The sequence below is a fragment of the Halomonas sp. 3H genome, from assembly GCF_024206005.1.
GTDB lineage: Bacteria > Pseudomonadota > Gammaproteobacteria > Pseudomonadales > Halomonadaceae > Halomonas > Halomonas campaniensis.
This window is the reverse complement of sequence record NZ_CP100360.1, coordinates 100,188-115,996: the sequence shown is the minus strand read 5'-3', so window position 1 is coordinate 115,996 and position 15,809 is coordinate 100,188. Positions and strand designations below refer to the sequence as shown.

Here is a 15,809-nt window from a genome sequence, read left to right as displayed (position 1 = left end):
TTCGCATTTGTGTTGACGCAGGAAACGAGAATGATTACTCTTTCTACATGGCGTTGATGAGGCGCCATGCCACGGCAGGAACCGCCAGTCGCCTGCCATGGTTTCTCCCTCCTCATTGCTAGTCACGGTCTTGCCGCCGCCCTCACCAGGGCGGCTTTTTTTCGTCCCGCAGAAACAGCGATGCCCCCGGACGGGAGCATCACATGAGCGTTTGCGCTGCCTAGGCGAGGGGCGTTGGGGGCAAGCCGAAGAGGAGGTCCTACGCCAGGGATGGCGTCGGTAGCGTACAGGGAGGTATTCACAGCGCCTCCTCGCAGGCTTGCCGCCATATCAGCCCCGAGCGCTTTGAACCACCGTCGACAGATTCGTCAGCACCGGCAGGTCAATCGTCGCGACGGTAGATCAGGTCCCAGACGCCGTGGCCGAGCTTCTCACCGCGGGCCTCGAACTTGGTGAGCGGCCGGAACTCCGGCCGGGGCACATAGGGGGCGGTCTCCGGCGCGGCGGTGTTGGCATAGCCCGGGGCGGCATCCATCACCTCGGCCATCCACTCGGCGTAGGCCTCCCAGTCGGTGGCCATATGGAAGGTGCCGCCGACCTTGAGCCGACGGCGCACCAGTTCGACGAAGGCGGGCTGCACGATGCGCCGCTTGTGGTGCTTCTTCTTGGGCCAGGGATCGGGGAAGAACAGCTGCAGGGTGTCCAGGCTTTCCTCCGGCAGGCACTCCTCGAGCACCCGCAGGGCGTCCTCCCGGTAGACCCGCAGGTTGGTCAAGCCGCGCTTGTCGGCCTCGTCGAGCAGCTTGCCGACACCCGGGGCATGCACCTCGATGCCGATGAAGTCGGTGTCGGGATGGGTCTCGGCCTGCTCGATCAGCGAGGCGCCCATGCCGAAGCCGATCTCCAGTACCCGGGGGGCACGCCGGCCGAACAGGGCATCGAGGTCCTGGCGACCGTCGGCCAGGGTCAGCCCCAGCCGCGGCCAGACCTCCTCGAGGCCGCGGGTCTGGGCCTGGGTCATGCGCCCGGCACGCAGCACATAGCTCTTGATGCCGGGGCGGTGCAGGGGCGCATCCGGGCCTTCCGGCCCGGTGGTGGCGGTATCGTCGCGGGACTGGTCACTCATGGGGCGGTCGGGGCTCTCGTTCTGGGCGCCTGTTTCAGGCGTTCGTTGCGGGCGATCGATGGACGCGTCAGCCGTTGATGCGGCCGGCGAAGGGGGAAGAGGGGTCGGCGCTCTGGCGGCGCGGCATGCGCCCGGCCAGGAAGGCCTCGCGGCCGGCCTCGACGGCCTTCTTCATGGCGCCGGCCATCAGCACCGGCTGGCGGGCATGGGCGATGGCGGAGTTCATCAGCACGCCGTCGCAGCCCAGTTCCATGGCCAGGGCGGCATCGGAGGCGGTGCCGATCCCGGCATCCACCAGCACCGGCACGCCGGCCTGCTCGATGATCAGGCGGACGTTGTGCGGGTTCTGGATGCCGTGGCCGGAGCCGATCAGCGACCCCAGCGGCATGATGGCGCAGCAGCCCAGGCGCTCGAGCTCGCGGGCGACGATGGGGTCGTCGCTGGTGTAGACCATGACGTCGAAGCCGTCGGCGATCAGCGTCTCGGCGGCGGCCAGGGTCTCGACCACGTTGGGGTAGAGGGTCGTGTCGTCGCCCAGCACCTCGAGCTTGACCAGGTTGTGGCCGTCGAGCAGCTCCCGCGCCAGCCGGCAGGTGCGCACGGCATCCTTGGCGGTGTAGCAGCCGGCGGTATTGGGCAGCAGGGTATAGCGTTCCGGCGGCACCACCTCGAGCAGGTTGGGCTCGCCGGCCTCCTGCCCCAGGTTGGTGCGGCGCACCGCGAAGGTGACCACCTCGGCCCCGGAGGCGGCGATCGCCTCGCCGGTCTCGTCGAAGTCTCGGTACTTGCCGGTTCCCACCAGCAGGCGGGAGGTGAACTCGCGCCCGGCGATCCGCAGCGGCTGGTCCTGGAAGAAGTCTGTCATCGCGTCTGCCTTGTGTCGTTGTCGGGAGATCACCGCGGCTTCAGCCGCCACCGATGGCATGCACCACCTCGACCCGGTCGCCCTCGGCCAGGCGGGTCGCGGCGTGCTCGCTCCTCGGCACGATCTCCTCGTTGACCTCCACGGCGATACGCCGGCCGGCGAGCCCCAAGGACTCGAGCAGCTGGGCGATCGTGGGGGCCGGGGTGAGGTCCGGCGCCAGGGTATGCGCCTCGCCATTGAGCTGGATCTGCATGGCGTCCTCTCTGCGCTCTCGATGCTCTCGTTGTCTGGCCGCTGGGCCCGCCGGGCGGGCAGGAATCGCGGGCCACCATTGTAGCCGACTCGGCTCGCGCGGGGTACGGTAGCGGCCATGACGCTCCCACCTCTCGGGGCTGATCCGGCAGCAGGCTTTCGAGGAGGCGCTGTGAACCCCTCCCTGGGCGCTACCGATGCCATCCCTGGCATAGGACCTCCTCTCCACCCTGCTCCCGGCGCCCCTCGTGGCTGAGCACCCGATATCGACCTGACCAGGAAGCCATATGAGGGAGAAAGGAATGCAGGACCGAGGCTGGTGGCTGGGGGCGGCGCTGTCGGGCGCCGTGGTGGTGATGGCAGGGGCCTTCGGCGCCCACGCCCTGGAGGGACAGCTGGCCCCGCGGCTGGCGGCGGCCTTCGAGACCGGGGTGCGCTACCAGGCCTGGCACACCTTGGCGCTGCTCGCCGTGCTGGGCTGGCGCGCCACCCGGCCCCTGGCCGGGCAGCGGCTGACCATGGGCCTGTGGGCGGCCGGCATGGGGCTCTTCTCGGGCTCGCTCTACGCCATGGCGCTGACCGGCCTGGGCGGCCTGGGCATGATCACCCCGCTGGGTGGCGTGCTGATGATCGCCGGCTGGCTGGCGCTGGCGTCGACCGTGCTGCGCGCCCGCTGAGTAGGCCCGGGATCAGTCGCGATCGGGCAGGGCGTAGGTGGCGGTGACCAGCGCCACCGGCGCCTCGTCGCCGGCCGAGAAGAGCTGCACCTCCCCCACCGCCAGGCGCCGGCCGAGCTTGAGGATGCGGGCGTTGGCGATCAGGTCCCGGTCGCCGCTGGGCCGCCGCAGGAAGCGGCAGTGCAGGTCGCTGGTCACGGCCATGGGCTCGGGACCGATCTGGGCGAGGATCGCCACGTAGAGCGCAACGTCGGCCAGGCCCATCAGGGTCGGGCCGGAGACGCTGGCCCCGGGGCGCAGGTGCTCGTCCTCGATGGCCAGGCTCATGGTGGCCCGCATGTGGCCGACGCCCTCGATCGTCCCGGTGCGCTGGGGAAAGACGTCGTCGAGGAAGTCCTCGATGGCGGCGGCGGTCATCACGGTCATCGGCTGGCTCCTGCGTGTCGCGGCGAGGGACGTTGGCCTCAACATAACCGAAAGCGCCCCGGGCAGGTACCCGGGGCGCTTCACGTTCGAACAGGCGAAAGCAGGAACAACTCGAGGCTTTCCCGGCGACAGGCCATGACATCTTCACGACCTGTCCCCGACGCCTTGCATTGCCGCCTTACTTGGCCTTGTGCACGGCGCGCCAGTGGTGCAGCAGCGGCTCGGTGTAGCCGGCGGGCTGCACGCGGCCCTTGAAGATCAGGTCGCTGGCGGCCTGGAAGGCACTGGAGCCCGCGAAGTTCGCGCTCATCGGCGTGTACTCCGGGTCACCGGCGTTCTGCTGGTCCACTACCTTGGCCATGCGCTCCAGGGTCTCCTGGACCCGCGCGGCATCCACCACGCCGTGGTGCAGCCAGTTGGCGATGTGCTGGCTGGAGATCCGCAGGGTGGCACGGTCCTCCATCAGCCCCACGTCGTGGATGTCCGGCACCTTGGAGCAGCCCACGCCGTGCTCGACCCAGCGCACCACGTAGCCGAGGATGCCCTGGCAGTTGTTGTCGAGCTCCTGCTGGATCTCCTCGTCGGACCAGTTGGCCTCGGCGGCCACCGGTACGGAGAGCAGGTCGTCCAGGAAGTCCGGCTCGCCCTGGGCCTCCAGCTCGCGCTGGATGGCGGTGACATCCACCTGGTGGTAGTGCAGGGCGTGCAGGGTCGCGGCGGTGGGCGACGGCACCCAGGCAGTGTTGGCGCCGGCCTTGGGGTGGCCGATCTTCTGCTCGAGCATGGCGGCCATCAGGTCCGGCATGGCCCACATGCCCTTGCCGATCTGGGCACGGCCGCGCAGGCCGCAGGCCAGGCCGACCTGGACGTTGTTCTTCTCGTAGGCCTGGATCCAGGCGGCGCCCTTCATGTCGCCCTTGCGGATCATCGGGCCCGCCTCCATGGCGGTGTGCATCTCGTCGCCGGTGCGGTCGAGGAAGCCGGTGTTGATGAACACCACCCGCGAGGCAGCCTCGTTGATGCACGCCTTGAGGTTCACCGTGGTGCGGCGCTCCTCGTCCATGATGCCCATCTTGAGGGTATCGCGGGCCATGCCGAGGAGGTCCTCGACGCGGCCGAACAGCTCGTTGGAGAAGGCGACCTCCTTCGGCCCATGCATCTTCGGCTTGACGATGTACATGGAGCCGGTGCGGGAGTTGCGCGGCTCGTCCTCGCCCTTCTTCAGGTCGTGCAGCGCGATCAGGCCGGTGACGATGCCGTCGAGGATGCCCTCCGGCAGCTCGTTGCCCTCGGCGTCGAGCACCGCCGGGGTGGTCATCAGGTGGCCGACGTTGCGCACGAACATCAGCGAGCGGCCCGGCAGGGTGACGGTCTCGCCGTCGGCGTTGGTCCAGCGGCGGTCGCCGTGCAGGCGGCGAGTGATGGTCTTGCCGCCCTTCTCGACCTGCTCCTCCAGGTCGCCCTTCATCAGGCCCAGCCAGTTGCCGTAGACGCCCACCTTGTCCTCGGCATCCACCGCGGCCACGGAGTCCTCGCAGTCCATGATGGTGGTCAGCGCCGCCTCGACCACGACGTCCTTGATGCCGGCCGGGTCGGTCTTGCCGATGGGGTTGCTGGGGTCGATCTGGATCTCCAGGTGCAGGCCGTGGTTGACCAGCAGCAGCGACTCGGGGCTGGCGACGTCGCCACTGAAGCCGACCAGCTTGCCCGGGTCCTTGAGCCCGGTCTCGCGGCCGCTCTCCAGGGTCACCACCAGGTGGCCGTCACGCAGGGCGTACTTGACGGCATCGCGGTGGGAGCCGGTGGCCAGCGGGGCCGCGCGGTCGAGCACACCGCGGGCGTAGGCGATGACCTTCTCGCCGCGCCGGGGGTTGAAGCTCGTGCCCTTCTCGGCGCCGTCCTCCTCGGAGATGGCATCGGTGCCGTAGAGGGCGTCATAGAGGCTGCCCCAGCGCGCGTTGGCGGCGTTCAGCGCATAGCGGGCGTTGCTCACCGGCACCACCAGCTGCGGGCCGGCCTGGACGGCGATCTCGCGGTCCACGTTGGTGGTGGTGACCGCGACGCTGGCAGGTGCCTCGGCCAGGTAGCCGATCTCCTTCAGGAAGGCGCGGTAGGCGGCCATGTCGCCCACCGGGCCGGGATTCTCGCGATGCCAGGCGTCCAGCTGCTCCTGCAGGCGGTCACGCTCGGCGAGCAGTTCGCGGTTCTTCGGGGTCAGATCGTGGAAGAGGGCGTCGACGCCGGCCCAGAAGGCCTCGGCGTCGACTCCGGTGCCCGGGAGCGCCTGCTCGTTGATGAAACGGTCCAGCTCGGCGGCCACCTGAAGGCGGTGGCGAGTGACACGTTGGGTCATGGTGCATCTCCTCGTGCGGGGCAACCGGCCGGTGCGCTGCCGGGCTGCCGGGATCAGGGGTGAGTGACTGCATCAAGGGGATTTTGTGGAAAATACTTCCATATGTAAACCCGCAAACCGCCGTCAGCGCCGCTCGCTAGACCAAAAGATAAGGCAGGACGCGCGGCACTGCCCGCATTCGATGGCCTCGCCCACCGCATGAGGCTAGCATGGGTGAGCCCCCGCGGAGGACTCGATGAGCGACTTCACCCCCCTGCAGGCCCTGGGTCCCGTCAGGCTGGTCACACCGGCCGCGGCAGCGCCCGGCGGCGACCACCTGGAACGCTACCTGGGCCACTACGGCCTGGCGCCGCTGCTCGTCGAGCACGTGGGCCTGCACGTGGGCTACGTGGAGGCCGGCAACTTTCGCCTCTGGACCCAGGTATGGAGCCCGGCCCGACCGGTCGGCACCGCCTTCGTGGTCCACGGCTACTTCGACCACCTGGGCCTCTATCGCCACCTGCTGGAGCGCCTGCTCGACCGCAACTGGCGGGTGGTGCTCTGGGACCTGCCCGGCCACGGCCTCTCCAGCGGGGCTCGCGCCTCCATCGACGACTTCGATGACTACGGGGGCTGCCTGCACGCCCTGCAGCAGCATCTGGAGGAGGCGGGCCTGGCCCCGCGCCCCTGGATCGGGGTCGGCCAGAGCACCGGCGCGGCGATACTCGCCACCGATGCGCTGACCCGCGGCGACGACGGCCACTGGGCCGGCCTCGCCCTGCTGGCACCGCTGGTGCGCCCCTGGGGCTGGAACCAGTCCAGCTGGCTGCACCTGCTGGTGGGACCCTTCGTGCGCTCCATTCCGCGCAAGTTCCGCGCCAACTCCACCGACAGCGACTTCGCCGACTTCCTGCGCGAAGGCGACCCGCTGCAGGCCGACCGCGTGGCCATCGGCTGGGTCAGCGCCATGCGACGCTGGATGCCCCGGCTGCTCGCCCTGCCTCCCAACCCGGTGAAGACCCTGATCCTGCAGGGCGAACAGGACCTGACCGTGGACTGGGAGTGGAACCTCAACGTGCTGGAGCGCAAGTTCCCCAACGCCGAGATCCACCGCCACCCCGAGGCGCGCCACCACCTGGTCAACGAGGCGGAACCGATTCGCCAGTCGCTCTTCGACACCCTGGACCGCTTCATCGACGCCCTGGAGCCCACCGCCTCCCGACAGGAGACCGACCCGCCATGACTGCCCACCGGCTCTTCCCGCTGGCCCTGCTGCCGCTGCTGCTGATCGGCTGCGCCGCCGCTCCCGACCGCCCCGAGACCCTGCGCCAGGCCCTGCTCAACCTGGGCGAACGCGCCGCCGGCCGCGTGATGGAGGCCCCCGCCCTGCCCCACCCGCCGTCCGACCAGGTGCTGCTGCTGGCCGCTCCCGAGGTGAACGGCAGCCTCGCCATCGGCCGGGACCGCTTCCGGGAGAGTCTGACCCGGGCCCTGCTGGCGGTGAGCGAGGGTCCCCAGGTGCTGGACTGGAACGAGGCCATGGCCGAGGGCAACGGCGACAACCAGTGGCGCCTGGAGAGCCGGCTGATGGCCGATGGTCCGCGCCTGCAGCTCTCCGACCGGGAGCTCCTGCCCTACCGGCTGACCCTGGTGCTGCGCCGCCCGGGCAGCGAGGAGGTCCTCTGGGAAGAGAGCCTCCAAGGCGCCCTGGACGCCACCGCGCTGTGAGTCAGCCCTTGAGCAGACGATCGAGCTGCCGATAGCCGATCGCCTCGATCAGCTGCTCGCGCTCCGGCTTTGCCGCCCCTGCCAGGTCGGCCAGGGTCAGGGCCACCCGCAGCACCCGGTGGTAGGCCCGGGCCGAGAGCTTCAACCGCTCCAGCACGCCGGCCAGCCAGGCCCGGTCTGCCGCCCCCAGGTCGCAGGCGGCGTCCAGCTCCCGCCCCGCCAGGTGGGCATTCAGCCCCCCGCGCGCCAGCTGACGCGCCCGCGCCGCCACCACCCGGGCCCGCACCTCGGCCGATGACTCGCCGACCTCCCCGGCGGTGAGCTGCTCCGGCGGCAGCGCCGGCACTTCAACCTGCAGGTCGATGCGGTCGAGCAGCGGGCCGGAGAGGCGCGCCTGGTAGCGCTGGATCTGGGCGGCCGTGCAGTGGCAGGCCTGGCGAGGATCGCCGAGGTGGCCGCAGGGGCAGGGGTTCATGGCGGCGACCAGCTGGAAGCGGGCCGGATAGCGACGCTCGTGGCTGGCCCGGGCGATATGGATCTGCCCCGACTCCATGGGCTCGCGCATCACCTCCAGCACGTGGCGAGAGAACTCCGGCAGCTCGTCGAGGAACAGCACGCCGTGGTGGGCCAGCGAGATTTCCCCGGGGCGCGGCCTGGAGCCACCGCCTACCAGCGCCACGGCGCTGGCGGTATGGTGCGGCGCGCGGAAGGGGCGCCGCCCCCACCCGGCCGCCAGGGGCAGGCCGCTCACCGACCGCACCGCCGCCACCTCCAGCGCCTCCTCCTCGGAGAGCGGCGGCAGGATGCCCGGCAGGCGGCTGGCCAGCATGGTCTTGCCGGTGCCAGGCGGGCCGGCGAACAGCAGATTGTGGCCGCCTGCGGCGGCGACCTCCAGGGCCCGGCGGGCCTGGAACTGTCCCCTGACCTCGGCGAGGTCGGGCAGCGAGGTGTCGGCCTCCGGTGCCGACGCCAGCCGATGGGGCACGATGGGCGCCTGGCCCAGCAGGTGCGCCACCACCTCGAGCAGGTGGTCGGCGGGGAGCACCTCGAGGTCGCCGGCCAGGGCCGCCTCATCGGCATTGGCCCGCGGCACGATCAGGCGCCGTCCCTTCCGGCGGGTGGCCATGGCCAGCGGCAGCACGCCGGTCACCGGCCGCAGCCGGCCGTCCAGCGCCAGCTCGCCGGCGCTCTCGATGCCGTCGAGGGCCTCGGGGGGCACCTGTCCCGAGGCCACCAGCAGCCCCAGGGCGATGGGCAGGTCGAAGCGTCCGCCCTCCTTGGGCAGGTCGGCGGGCGCCAGATTGAGGGTGATGCGTCGCAGGGGGTAGTCGAAGCCGGCATTGACCAGGGCGCTGCGCACCCGCTCGCGGCTCTCCTTCACCGCCGCCTCGGGCAGGCCCACCAGGGTCATGCCCGGCAGGCCGTTGGCCAGGTGCACCTCGACCTGCACCTCGGGAGCCTCCAGGCCGAGCCCGGCCCGGGTGTGAACGATGGCCAGCGTCATGGGCGATCCCTCGCATGTCGTCTGCCCTCAGGCTAGTCCAGACGACGGCGGGGCGCCCGGCAAGGGCTCAGCGACCGGCTTCGCCGCCGCCGGCATCCTCCTCCGGTTCGCCGGCATCGTCGCCCGCCTCGGGGCCATCCGAGACGAGTTCGGCCGGGGCCTGCCCCTCGCCGGTGCGCTCCTCCAGCAGCGCCTCCAGGGCAGCGACCTGCTGCTCCAGGGCCTCCACCCGCGACCGGGTGCGCTGCAGGACGTCCATCAGGATGTCGAAATCCTCCCGGGACACCAGCTCCAGGCGGTCGAAGGCACCGCGCACCACCTGCTGGATGCCCTTCTGCACCTCTTCTGGCGCCTGGGACGCGCCCTGGAGGCGGTCGCCGATCTGCTGGGCCAGGCGGCTGATGCGGTCGTGGCTCACCATGCTCTCTCTCCTGCTCGTATCAAGGGTCGCCTACAGGATACGCATGGCCCGGGCGGAACGCATGTCCGGCTTTCGCCCCGCCATGGCGCATCTGCACCATGGCCCGGCACCTTGTTGGTGCATCACCCTTGACGAATAGTCGACGACCGGGCTCGCTTCGTCCACAACAACCCCTCAACCGACTGATAATACGAGTATTTTCATCCCACTGGCACGCTTTACGCTTGAGCATGACAAGCCTGCACCGGCAGCCGACATCCAAGCCAACCGTGGAGACATGGGATGAAACTCATCACCGCCATCATCAAGCCCTTCAAGCTGGACGACGTCCGCGAGGCGCTGGCCGACAACGGCGTCCAGGGCATCACCGTCACCGAGGTCAAGGGCTTCGGCCGCCAGAAGGGCCACACCGAGCTCTACCGCGGCGCCGAGTACGTGGTCGACTTCCTGCCCAAGGTCAAGGTCGAGGTCGCCGTGGACGACTCGCGCCTGGAGACGGTCCTCGACGCCATCTGCAGCGCCGCCAACAGCGGCAAGATCGGTGACGGCAAGGTCTTCGTCACCCCGCTGGAGGACGTCATCCGCATCCGCACCGGTGAACGCGGCGCCGACGCCGTCTGACCGTTCCCCCTGCCCCTGGAGAGACTGCCATGAGTGAACTGACCGAATTGAGCTATGCGCTCGATACCTTCTACTTCCTGATCTGCGGCGTGCTGGTGATGTGGATGGCCGCCGGCTTCTCGATGCTGGAAGCCGGCCTGGTGCGTTCCAAGAACACCGCCGAGATCCTCACCAAGAACGTGGCCCTGTTCGCCATCGCCTGCACCATGTATCTGCTGGTGGGCTATTACATCATGTACTCCAGCCCCGAGGGGGGCATCCTGCCCAACCTCGGCTTCCTGCTGGGCGGCGAGAACAGCGTCGACGCGGTGCTGGCCGGCGGCGATGACGCCCCCTACTACTCCATGCGCGCCGACTACTTCTTCCAGGTGGTGTTCGTGGCCACCGCCATGTCCATCGTCTCGGGCGCCGTGGCCGAACGCATGAAGCTGTGGGCCTTCCTGGCCTTCGCCGTGGTGATGACCGCCGTGATCTATCCGGTCTCCGGTTTCTGGACCTGGGGCGGCGGCTGGCTCGACGCCGCCGGCTTCTCCGACTTCGCCGGTTCCGGCATCGTGCACATGGCGGGTGCCGCCGCGGCCCTGGCCGGCGTGCTGATCCTCGGTCCGCGCAAGGGCAAGTACGGCAAGGACGGCAGCATCTACGCCATTCCCGGCGCCAACCTGCCGCTGGCCACCCTGGGCACCTTCATCCTGTGGATGGGCTGGTTCGGCTTCAACGGCGGCTCCGAGCTGAAGGTCTCCGACGTCGACTCCGCCAACAACGTCGCCCAAGTGATGGTCAACACCAACGCCGCGGCCGCCGGCGGCGTGATCGCTGCCCTGATCCTGGCCAAGCTGTGGTTCCGCAAGGCCGACCTGACCATGGCTCTCAACGGCGCCCTGGCCGGGCTGGTGGCGATCACCGCCGAGCCGCTGGCGCCCTCGGCGCTGGGCGCCACCCTCATCGGTGTCGTGGGCGGCGCCATCGTGGTGGCCTCCATCGTCGCCCTGGACAAGCTGAAGATCGATGACCCGGTCGGCGCCATCTCCGTGCACGGCGTGGTCGGCATCTGGGGCCTGCTGGCCGTGCCGCTCTCCAACGCCGACGCCAGCTACGGTGCTCAGCTGCTCGGCATCGTCGGCATCTTCGCCTGGGTGTTCGGCGCCAGCCTGGTCGTCTGGCTGATCCTCAAGGCCGTGATGGGCATCCGCGTGAGCGAGGAAGAGGAGTACGAGGGCGTCGACCTCGCCGAATGTGGCATGGAAGCCTATCCCGAGTTCAGCGTCGCCAAGAAATGATCGCCATGGCGACGCCCACCGAGTGAGCTGGCGTGCTCCTCCTGGCCCCTTCGGGGGCCTTTTTTATTCCCGCCCCGCGCGGTGTATGCTAGAGGACAATCAGGCGCAAGCGGGTGGCCCGGCCACCGCACCGAACAGACGAGGAGTCCGACCATGAAACTGGTGACCGCCATCATCAAGCCCTTCAAGCTCGACGACGTGAGGGAGTCCCTCTCGGAGATCGGCGTGCAGGGCATCACCGTGACCGAGGTGAAGGGGTTCGGCCGCCAGAAGGGCCATACCGAGCTCTACCGGGGCGCCGAGTACGTGGTCGATTTCCTGCCCAAGGTGAAGCTCGAGGTCGCCGTGGACGACGACATGGCCGAGAAGGTGATCGACGCCATCACCCAGGTGGCCAATACCGGCAAGATCGGCGACGGCAAGATCTTCGTCACGCCGCTGGAGCAGGTGATCCGCATCCGCACCGGCGAAACGGGGAAGGATGCGGTGTAAGCGCCGAGCGCCGAGCGCCGAGCGCCGAGCGCCGAGCGCCGAGCGCCGAGCGCCGCAGGATGATGCCTGCGGCCGACCAAGTTACAAACGAAAATCCCACCGGATACCGGATCCGGTGGGATTTTCGTTTTACGCCACGACACTCCAGCCCGTTGCCGATCTGCTGGGCGCCGGGTGCTCGGTGCTAGGCGCTTACTTCTCGACGAAGGCCCGCTCGATCACGTAGTCACCCGGGTCGCCCATCCGCGGCGAGATCTTGAAGCCCAGGTCGTCGAGCAGCGCGCTGGTCTCGTCGAGCATTGCCGGGCTGCCGCAGATCATGGCGCGGTCCTGCTTGGGATCCATGGGGGGCAGGCCGATATCCTCGAACAGCTTGCCCGTGCGGATATGGTCGGTGAGGCGCCCCATGGTGTGGAAGTCCTCGCGGGTCACCGTGGGGTAGTAGACCAGCTTCTCGGCGATCTCCTCGCCCAGGTACTCGTGGGCCGGCAGCTCCTGCTGGATGAAGTCGGCGTAGGCCAGCTCGCTGACATTGCGCACGCCGTGCACCAGCACCACCTTCTCGAAGCGCTCGTACACCTCCGGGTCCTGGATCAGGCTCATGAAGGGCGCCAGGCCGGTGCCGGTGGAGAGGAAGTAGAGGTTGCGCCCCGGCAGCAGGTCGTCGGTGACCAGGGTGCCGGTGGGCTTGCGGCTGACCATGATCTGGTCGCCCACCTTGAGGTGCTGCAGCCGCGAGGTCAGCGGGCCATCGGGCACCTTGATGCTGAAGAACTCGAGGTGATCCTCGTAGTTGGGGCTGGCGATGGAGTAGGCGCGCATCAGCGGCTTGCCGCCCACCTCCAGGCCGATCATCACGAACTGGCCGTTCTTGAAGCGCAGGCTGCGCTCACGGGTGGTGCGGAAGCTGAACAGGGTGTCGTTCCAGTGGTGAACGCTGAGGACCTCTTCCAGGGCAAACTTGCTCATGCCGGCTCCTTGATGTTCCCGAACATCTGATATTCTAGAAAAGAATAAATAGGCGGATAATATTTGCGTTGAATTCTAAGGGAGGGCGGGTTATCTGTTAAATGGATTGTATGGATAATGCTTATCCATATCTTTGATATAGGTCAGAGGAGGCACGCGCCATGCGCTACACCCTGCGCCAGCTGGAGGTCTTCGTCGCCGTGGCCCAGCACGAGAGCGTCTCCCGGGCGGCCCGCGCCCTCTCGCTCTCGCAGTCGGCGGCCAGCACCGCCCTGGCCGAGCTGGAGCGCCAGTTCGATTGCCAGCTGCTGGACCGGCTCGGCAAGCGGCTGAAGCTCAATGCCCTGGGGTTCCAGCTGCTGCCCAAGGCGGTGGCCCTGCTCGACCGTGCCGAGGAGGTGGAGGAGCTGCTGCGCGGCCAGCAGGGCATCGGCACCCTGGACGTGGGCGCCACCCTGACCATCGGCAACTACCTGGCCACCCTGCTGATCAGCGATTTCATGCAGCGCTACCCGGGCAGCCGGGTGCGCCTGGCGGTCCGCAACACCCGGGCGATCATCGAGGACGTGCGCCACCACGAGCTGGACCTGGGGCTGATCGAAGGGCACTGCGAGGCGGATGACATCATCACCCAGCCCTGGGTAGAGGACGAGCTGGCGGTCTTCTGCTCGCCCCGCCACCCCCTGGCCGGGGCCGGCGAAGTGGAGCTGGAGCGGCTGCTGCGCGAGGCCTGGATCATGCGCGAGCAGGGCTCCGGGACCCGCATGACCCTGGAACAGGCCGCCCGCCATCGCCGCGGACGCTTCAATATCCTGCTCGAGCTGGAGCACACCGAGGGGATCAAGCGCGCGGTGGAGTCCGGGCTCGGCATCGGCTGCGTGTCCAAGCTGGCGCTGCGCGACGCCTTTCGCCGCGGCAGCCTGGTGCCGATCCCCACGCCGGAGCTGGACCTGAGCCGCCAGTTCACCTTCATCTGGCACCGCCACAAGTACCTGGCCACCGGCATGCGCGAGTTCCTCAAGCTGTGTCGCCAGATGACCGAGGGGATCACGCGCAGCGACCAGATCGACCTGCCGCCGGTGCCCTGACGCCTGCGCCGCCGCGTCCTGTGCACCAACGGCAGCGGGCCCGGCAGCGATGGCCGGGCCCGCGGGAGGAGACGGGGCTGGGGGCGGGGTCAGCGCATGTCGCTGACGGCTTCCTGGATATCCTCCAGGCTGGCCTTGGAGAGGTCCTTGGCCAGGGAGTGGATCACCAGCTTGGTGGTGGGGCCATCGAGCTTGTCGCGCAGCTGGCCCAGGAAGCGGGGCGGCGCCACCAGGATCAGCTTCTCCATGGTGTTGTCGACGCGGGCCCGGTAGATGCGCTCGGCGACCTCCTTGGCAAAGATCGTCTCCTCATGGGTGCGGGCGGTGCTCTCCCCGCCTGAGGAGCGCGACGACGTGGACATGGACTCGTGCACGTCCGCCCCGCGATCGGTCACCAGATCGCCCTCGTGCAGCCGGTTCGCGGCATGCACCAGGCTGTCCTGCTCGACCAGCTTGAGGGCATCACGCGTGAAGATCCTGGCCCGTGCCGCATCCGCCACCACGATATAGGTTGTCATAGCCGCTCCTTGATGCCGATGGATGGGCGGGTGCCGTGCCGCGGTCTCCCGCTGGGCACCCGCCTCTGGTTCAACATTGGCAAGCCCGCCCGGGTTGGTCAACCCGCATCGGGCGCTGCACGGGAGAACTGCACCGCGGCGTGATCTGGGGTAGCATCCCGTGATGCTGGCACGGATGCCAGCGGGCCTCATCATCACGATGTGCATCCCCCGGGAGGACCCCCGATGCGACAGCTGCTGTTTCCCCACCGCCCTCTGGGCCGCACCACCCTGATCACCTGTCACCTGCTGCTCCAGCTCGGCCTCGCGGCCGGCGCGATGCTGTGGCTGGCGCCTCGCAGCCCCTGGCTAGCCCCGCTGGGCTGGGCCGAGGCCTGGCCGAGCCTGGCCCTGGGCGGCGGCGCCTGGCTGCTGGCCGTCATCGGCCTGCGCCTGCTCGCCGAGCTGTGGCTGCTCCCCCACCATCTGGCGGCCCTGCGCCCCGGCTTCGCGCCGGGTGCCGTGGTGACGCGCTCCTTCGACCGCCGGCCGGCGGTGCATGGCCAGGACACGGCCTGGACCAGCGAGGCGCGCACCATGGCCGCCCCCGAGGAGAGCGTCGGCCGCCCCCGGGTGACCCGTCCCGCCGAGCGCCTGCACCCGCGCGACAGCGAACCGACGCTGGACCTGGCCGCCGAAGGTGAACCCGATCCCGCGCAGCGTCGGGAGCCACGGCTCTGACCCGCCGCCCCCGGCATCGCCGGGGGCCTTCGCGACTCAGTGGCCGAGGATCTGGCTGAGGAACAGCCGGGTGCGCTCCGACTGGGGATCGTTGAAGAAGGGCTCCGGGGCGTTCTCCTCGATGATCTGGCCCTGGTCCATGAAGATCACCCGGTCGGCCACGGTCTTGGCGAAGCCCATCTCGTGGGTCACGCAGAGCATGGTCATCCCCTCGCGGGCCAGCTCGACCATGACGTCGAGCACCTCCTTGATCATCTCCGGATCCAGCGCGGAGGTGGGCTCGTCGAAGAGCATCACGTCCGGGTGCATGCAGAGCGAGCGGGCGATGGCCACCCGCTGCTGCTGGCCGCCGGAGAGCTGCCCGGGATACTTGCGCGCCTGCTCGGCGATCTGCACCCGCTCCAGGTACTGCATCGCCTGGGCCTCGGCCTCGCGGCGCGACTTCTTCTGCACCCACATGGGCGAGAGGCAGCAGTTCTCCAGCACCGTCAGGTGCGGGAAGAGGTTGAAGTGCTGGAAGACCATGCCGACGCTACGGCGGATCTGCTCGATGCGCTTGACGTCCTGGGTCAGCGGCACGCCGCCCACCACGATCTCGCCCTGCTGGTGCTCCTCCAGGTGGTTGATGCAGCGGATCAGCGTCGACTTGCCGGACCCGGAGGGGCCACAGATGACGATGCGCTCGCCGCGCTTCACCGTGAGGTCGATATCCCTCAGCACGTGGAAGTCGCCGTACCACTTGTTGACGCCGCGCATCTCGACCATCGGGGTCTCGGCGCCGGCCAGGGAC

The 15,809-nt window shown here is 69.2% G+C and carries 18 protein-coding genes; 8 read left to right on the top strand and 10 right to left on the bottom strand.

All coding sequences use genetic code 11. The features are described from left to right. Positions 1–382: 382 nt before the first annotated feature. From trmB to thiS, 3 genes are all read right to left on the bottom strand, one after another. Positions 383–1,126: a tRNA (guanosine(46)-N7)-methyltransferase TrmB gene (trmB, locus tag NFC98_RS00550; RefSeq protein ID WP_183330878.1), complete on the bottom strand. Its 744-nt coding sequence runs from the start codon at positions 1,124–1,126 to the stop codon at positions 383–385. A gap of 67 nt (positions 1,127–1,193) precedes the next feature. Further along, on the bottom strand, positions 1,194–1,991 hold the full coding sequence (locus NFC98_RS00545; protein ID WP_254276329.1) for a thiazole synthase: 798 nt from the start codon (positions 1,989–1,991) through the stop codon (positions 1,194–1,196). 40 nt (positions 1,992–2,031) lie between these two features. After that, a complete protein-coding gene (gene thiS, locus NFC98_RS00540; protein WP_254276328.1) occupies positions 2,032–2,244 on the bottom strand; it encodes a sulfur carrier protein ThiS in 213 nt (70 codons plus the stop codon). Positions 2,245–2,545: 301 nt separating this feature from the next. Here thiS and NFC98_RS00535 point away from each other — a divergent pair, with 301 nt between their 5' ends. Further along, on the top strand, positions 2,546–2,920 hold the full coding sequence (locus tag NFC98_RS00535; protein WP_254276327.1) for a DUF423 domain-containing protein: 375 nt from the start codon (positions 2,546–2,548) through the stop codon (positions 2,918–2,920). A 12-nt stretch (positions 2,921–2,932) separates the two neighbouring features. Here the strand turns inward: NFC98_RS00535 and NFC98_RS00530 are convergent, their stop codons facing one another. Beyond that, positions 2,933–3,346 (bottom strand): PaaI family thioesterase, encoded by a 414-nt coding sequence (locus NFC98_RS00530; RefSeq protein WP_254276326.1) that lies wholly within the window; start codon positions 3,344–3,346, stop codon positions 2,933–2,935. Positions 3,347–3,524: 178 nt separating this feature from the next. Continuing rightward, positions 3,525–5,699, bottom strand: a complete 2,175-nt coding sequence (locus NFC98_RS00525) for a malate synthase G (RefSeq protein ID WP_254276325.1) — start codon at positions 5,697–5,699, stop codon at positions 3,525–3,527. A gap of 235 nt (positions 5,700–5,934) precedes the next feature. On the opposite strand from NFC98_RS00525, the gene NFC98_RS00520 reads away from it, so the two are divergent. Together NFC98_RS00520 and NFC98_RS00515 are read left to right on the top strand one after the other, a co-directional pair. Next, on the top strand, positions 5,935–6,921 hold the full coding sequence (locus NFC98_RS00520) for an alpha/beta hydrolase (RefSeq protein ID WP_254276324.1): 987 nt from the start codon (positions 5,935–5,937) through the stop codon (positions 6,919–6,921). Further along, on the top strand, positions 6,918–7,406 hold the full coding sequence (locus NFC98_RS00515; RefSeq protein WP_254276323.1) for a hypothetical protein: 489 nt from the start codon (positions 6,918–6,920) through the stop codon (positions 7,404–7,406). The genes NFC98_RS00520 and NFC98_RS00515 overlap by 4 nt, the downstream gene beginning before the upstream one ends. Before the next feature lies 1 nt (position 7,407). On the opposite strand, the gene NFC98_RS00510 is transcribed toward NFC98_RS00515, so the two are convergent. Further along, positions 7,408–8,910, bottom strand: coding sequence for a YifB family Mg chelatase-like AAA ATPase (locus tag NFC98_RS00510; protein WP_254276322.1), 1,503 nt, complete (start codon positions 8,908–8,910; stop codon positions 7,408–7,410). Positions 8,911–8,977: 67 nt separating this feature from the next. Further along, complete coding sequence (locus tag NFC98_RS00505) at positions 8,978–9,331, bottom strand: accessory factor UbiK family protein (RefSeq protein WP_183330869.1); 354 nt, start codon at positions 9,329–9,331, stop codon at positions 8,978–8,980. 282 nt (positions 9,332–9,613) lie between these two features. On the opposite strand from NFC98_RS00505, the gene NFC98_RS00500 reads away from it, so the two are divergent. From NFC98_RS00500 to glnK, 3 genes are all read left to right on the top strand, one after another. Then, entirely contained in the window at positions 9,614–9,952 is a 339-nt protein-coding gene (locus tag NFC98_RS00500; protein WP_106231078.1) for a P-II family nitrogen regulator, read from the top strand. Between the two features lie 29 nt (positions 9,953–9,981). Continuing rightward, on the top strand, positions 9,982–11,232 hold the full coding sequence (locus tag NFC98_RS00495) for an ammonium transporter (RefSeq protein WP_254276321.1): 1,251 nt from the start codon (positions 9,982–9,984) through the stop codon (positions 11,230–11,232). A gap of 153 nt (positions 11,233–11,385) precedes the next feature. Further along, complete coding sequence (gene glnK / locus NFC98_RS00490; protein WP_110069051.1) at positions 11,386–11,724, top strand: P-II family nitrogen regulator; 339 nt, start codon at positions 11,386–11,388, stop codon at positions 11,722–11,724. A gap of 192 nt (positions 11,725–11,916) precedes the next feature. Here glnK and NFC98_RS00485 read toward each other — a convergent pair whose 3' ends face one another. Beyond that, positions 11,917–12,693 (bottom strand): ferredoxin--NADP reductase, encoded by a 777-nt coding sequence (locus NFC98_RS00485; protein ID WP_183330867.1) that lies wholly within the window; start codon positions 12,691–12,693, stop codon positions 11,917–11,919. Positions 12,694–12,854: 161 nt separating this feature from the next. Here NFC98_RS00485 and NFC98_RS00480 point away from each other — a divergent pair, with 161 nt between their 5' ends. Next, entirely contained in the window at positions 12,855–13,781 is a 927-nt protein-coding gene (locus NFC98_RS00480; RefSeq protein WP_254276320.1) for a LysR family transcriptional regulator, read from the top strand. 89 nt (positions 13,782–13,870) lie between these two features. Here NFC98_RS00480 and NFC98_RS00475 read toward each other — a convergent pair whose 3' ends face one another. After that, the gene (locus NFC98_RS00475; RefSeq protein ID WP_254276319.1) at positions 13,871–14,299 is read right to left on the bottom strand and encodes a host attachment protein; all 429 of its coding nucleotides are present in this window, start codon (positions 14,297–14,299) and stop codon (positions 13,871–13,873) included. Positions 14,300–14,524: 225 nt separating this feature from the next. On the opposite strand from NFC98_RS00475, the gene NFC98_RS00470 reads away from it, so the two are divergent. Continuing rightward, on the top strand, positions 14,525–15,019 hold the full coding sequence (locus NFC98_RS00470; protein WP_254276318.1) for a hypothetical protein: 495 nt from the start codon (positions 14,525–14,527) through the stop codon (positions 15,017–15,019). Between the two features lie 36 nt (positions 15,020–15,055). Here the strand turns inward: NFC98_RS00470 and NFC98_RS00465 are convergent, their stop codons facing one another. Beyond that, complete coding sequence (locus NFC98_RS00465; protein ID WP_254277752.1) at positions 15,056–15,784, bottom strand: amino acid ABC transporter ATP-binding protein; 729 nt, start codon at positions 15,782–15,784, stop codon at positions 15,056–15,058. Positions 15,785–15,809 lie beyond the last annotated feature (25 nt).

Excerpts from the sequence above, each read along its gene's own strand:
- glnK (WP_110069051.1), top strand. The coding sequence starts at position 11,386 with ATGAAACTGGTGACCGCCATCATCAAGCCCTTCAAGCTCGACGACGTG.
- NFC98_RS00545 (WP_254276329.1), bottom strand. The coding sequence starts at position 1,991 with ATGACAGACTTCTTCCAGGACCAGCCGCTGCGGATCGCCGGGCGCGAG.
- NFC98_RS00520 (WP_254276324.1), top strand. The coding sequence starts at position 5,935 with ATGAGCGACTTCACCCCCCTGCAGGCCCTGGGTCCCGTCAGGCTGGTC.
- trmB (WP_183330878.1), bottom strand. The coding sequence starts at position 1,126 with ATGAGTGACCAGTCCCGCGACGATACCGCCACCACCGGGCCGGAAGGC.
- NFC98_RS00530 (WP_254276326.1), bottom strand. The coding sequence starts at position 3,346 with ATGACCGTGATGACCGCCGCCGCCATCGAGGACTTCCTCGACGACGTC.
- NFC98_RS00465 (WP_254277752.1), bottom strand. The coding sequence starts at position 15,784 with ATGGTCGAGATGCGCGGCGTCAACAAGTGGTACGGCGACTTCCACGTG.
- NFC98_RS00525 (WP_254276325.1), bottom strand. The coding sequence starts at position 5,699 with ATGACCCAACGTGTCACTCGCCACCGCCTTCAGGTGGCCGCCGAGCTG.
- NFC98_RS00510 (WP_254276322.1), bottom strand. The coding sequence starts at position 8,910 with ATGACGCTGGCCATCGTTCACACCCGGGCCGGGCTCGGCCTGGAGGCT.
- NFC98_RS00495 (WP_254276321.1), top strand. The coding sequence starts at position 9,982 with ATGAGTGAACTGACCGAATTGAGCTATGCGCTCGATACCTTCTACTTC.
- NFC98_RS00535 (WP_254276327.1), top strand. The coding sequence starts at position 2,546 with ATGCAGGACCGAGGCTGGTGGCTGGGGGCGGCGCTGTCGGGCGCCGTG.
- NFC98_RS00505 (WP_183330869.1), bottom strand. The coding sequence starts at position 9,331 with ATGGTGAGCCACGACCGCATCAGCCGCCTGGCCCAGCAGATCGGCGAC.
- NFC98_RS00485 (WP_183330867.1), bottom strand. The coding sequence starts at position 12,693 with ATGAGCAAGTTTGCCCTGGAAGAGGTCCTCAGCGTTCACCACTGGAAC.
- NFC98_RS00475 (WP_254276319.1), bottom strand. The coding sequence starts at position 14,299 with ATGACAACCTATATCGTGGTGGCGGATGCGGCACGGGCCAGGATCTTC.
- NFC98_RS00470 (WP_254276318.1), top strand. The coding sequence starts at position 14,525 with ATGCGACAGCTGCTGTTTCCCCACCGCCCTCTGGGCCGCACCACCCTG.
- thiS (WP_254276328.1), bottom strand. The coding sequence starts at position 2,244 with ATGCAGATCCAGCTCAATGGCGAGGCGCATACCCTGGCGCCGGACCTC.
- NFC98_RS00480 (WP_254276320.1), top strand. The coding sequence starts at position 12,855 with ATGCGCTACACCCTGCGCCAGCTGGAGGTCTTCGTCGCCGTGGCCCAG.
- NFC98_RS00500 (WP_106231078.1), top strand. The coding sequence starts at position 9,614 with ATGAAACTCATCACCGCCATCATCAAGCCCTTCAAGCTGGACGACGTC.
- NFC98_RS00515 (WP_254276323.1), top strand. The coding sequence starts at position 6,918 with ATGACTGCCCACCGGCTCTTCCCGCTGGCCCTGCTGCCGCTGCTGCTG.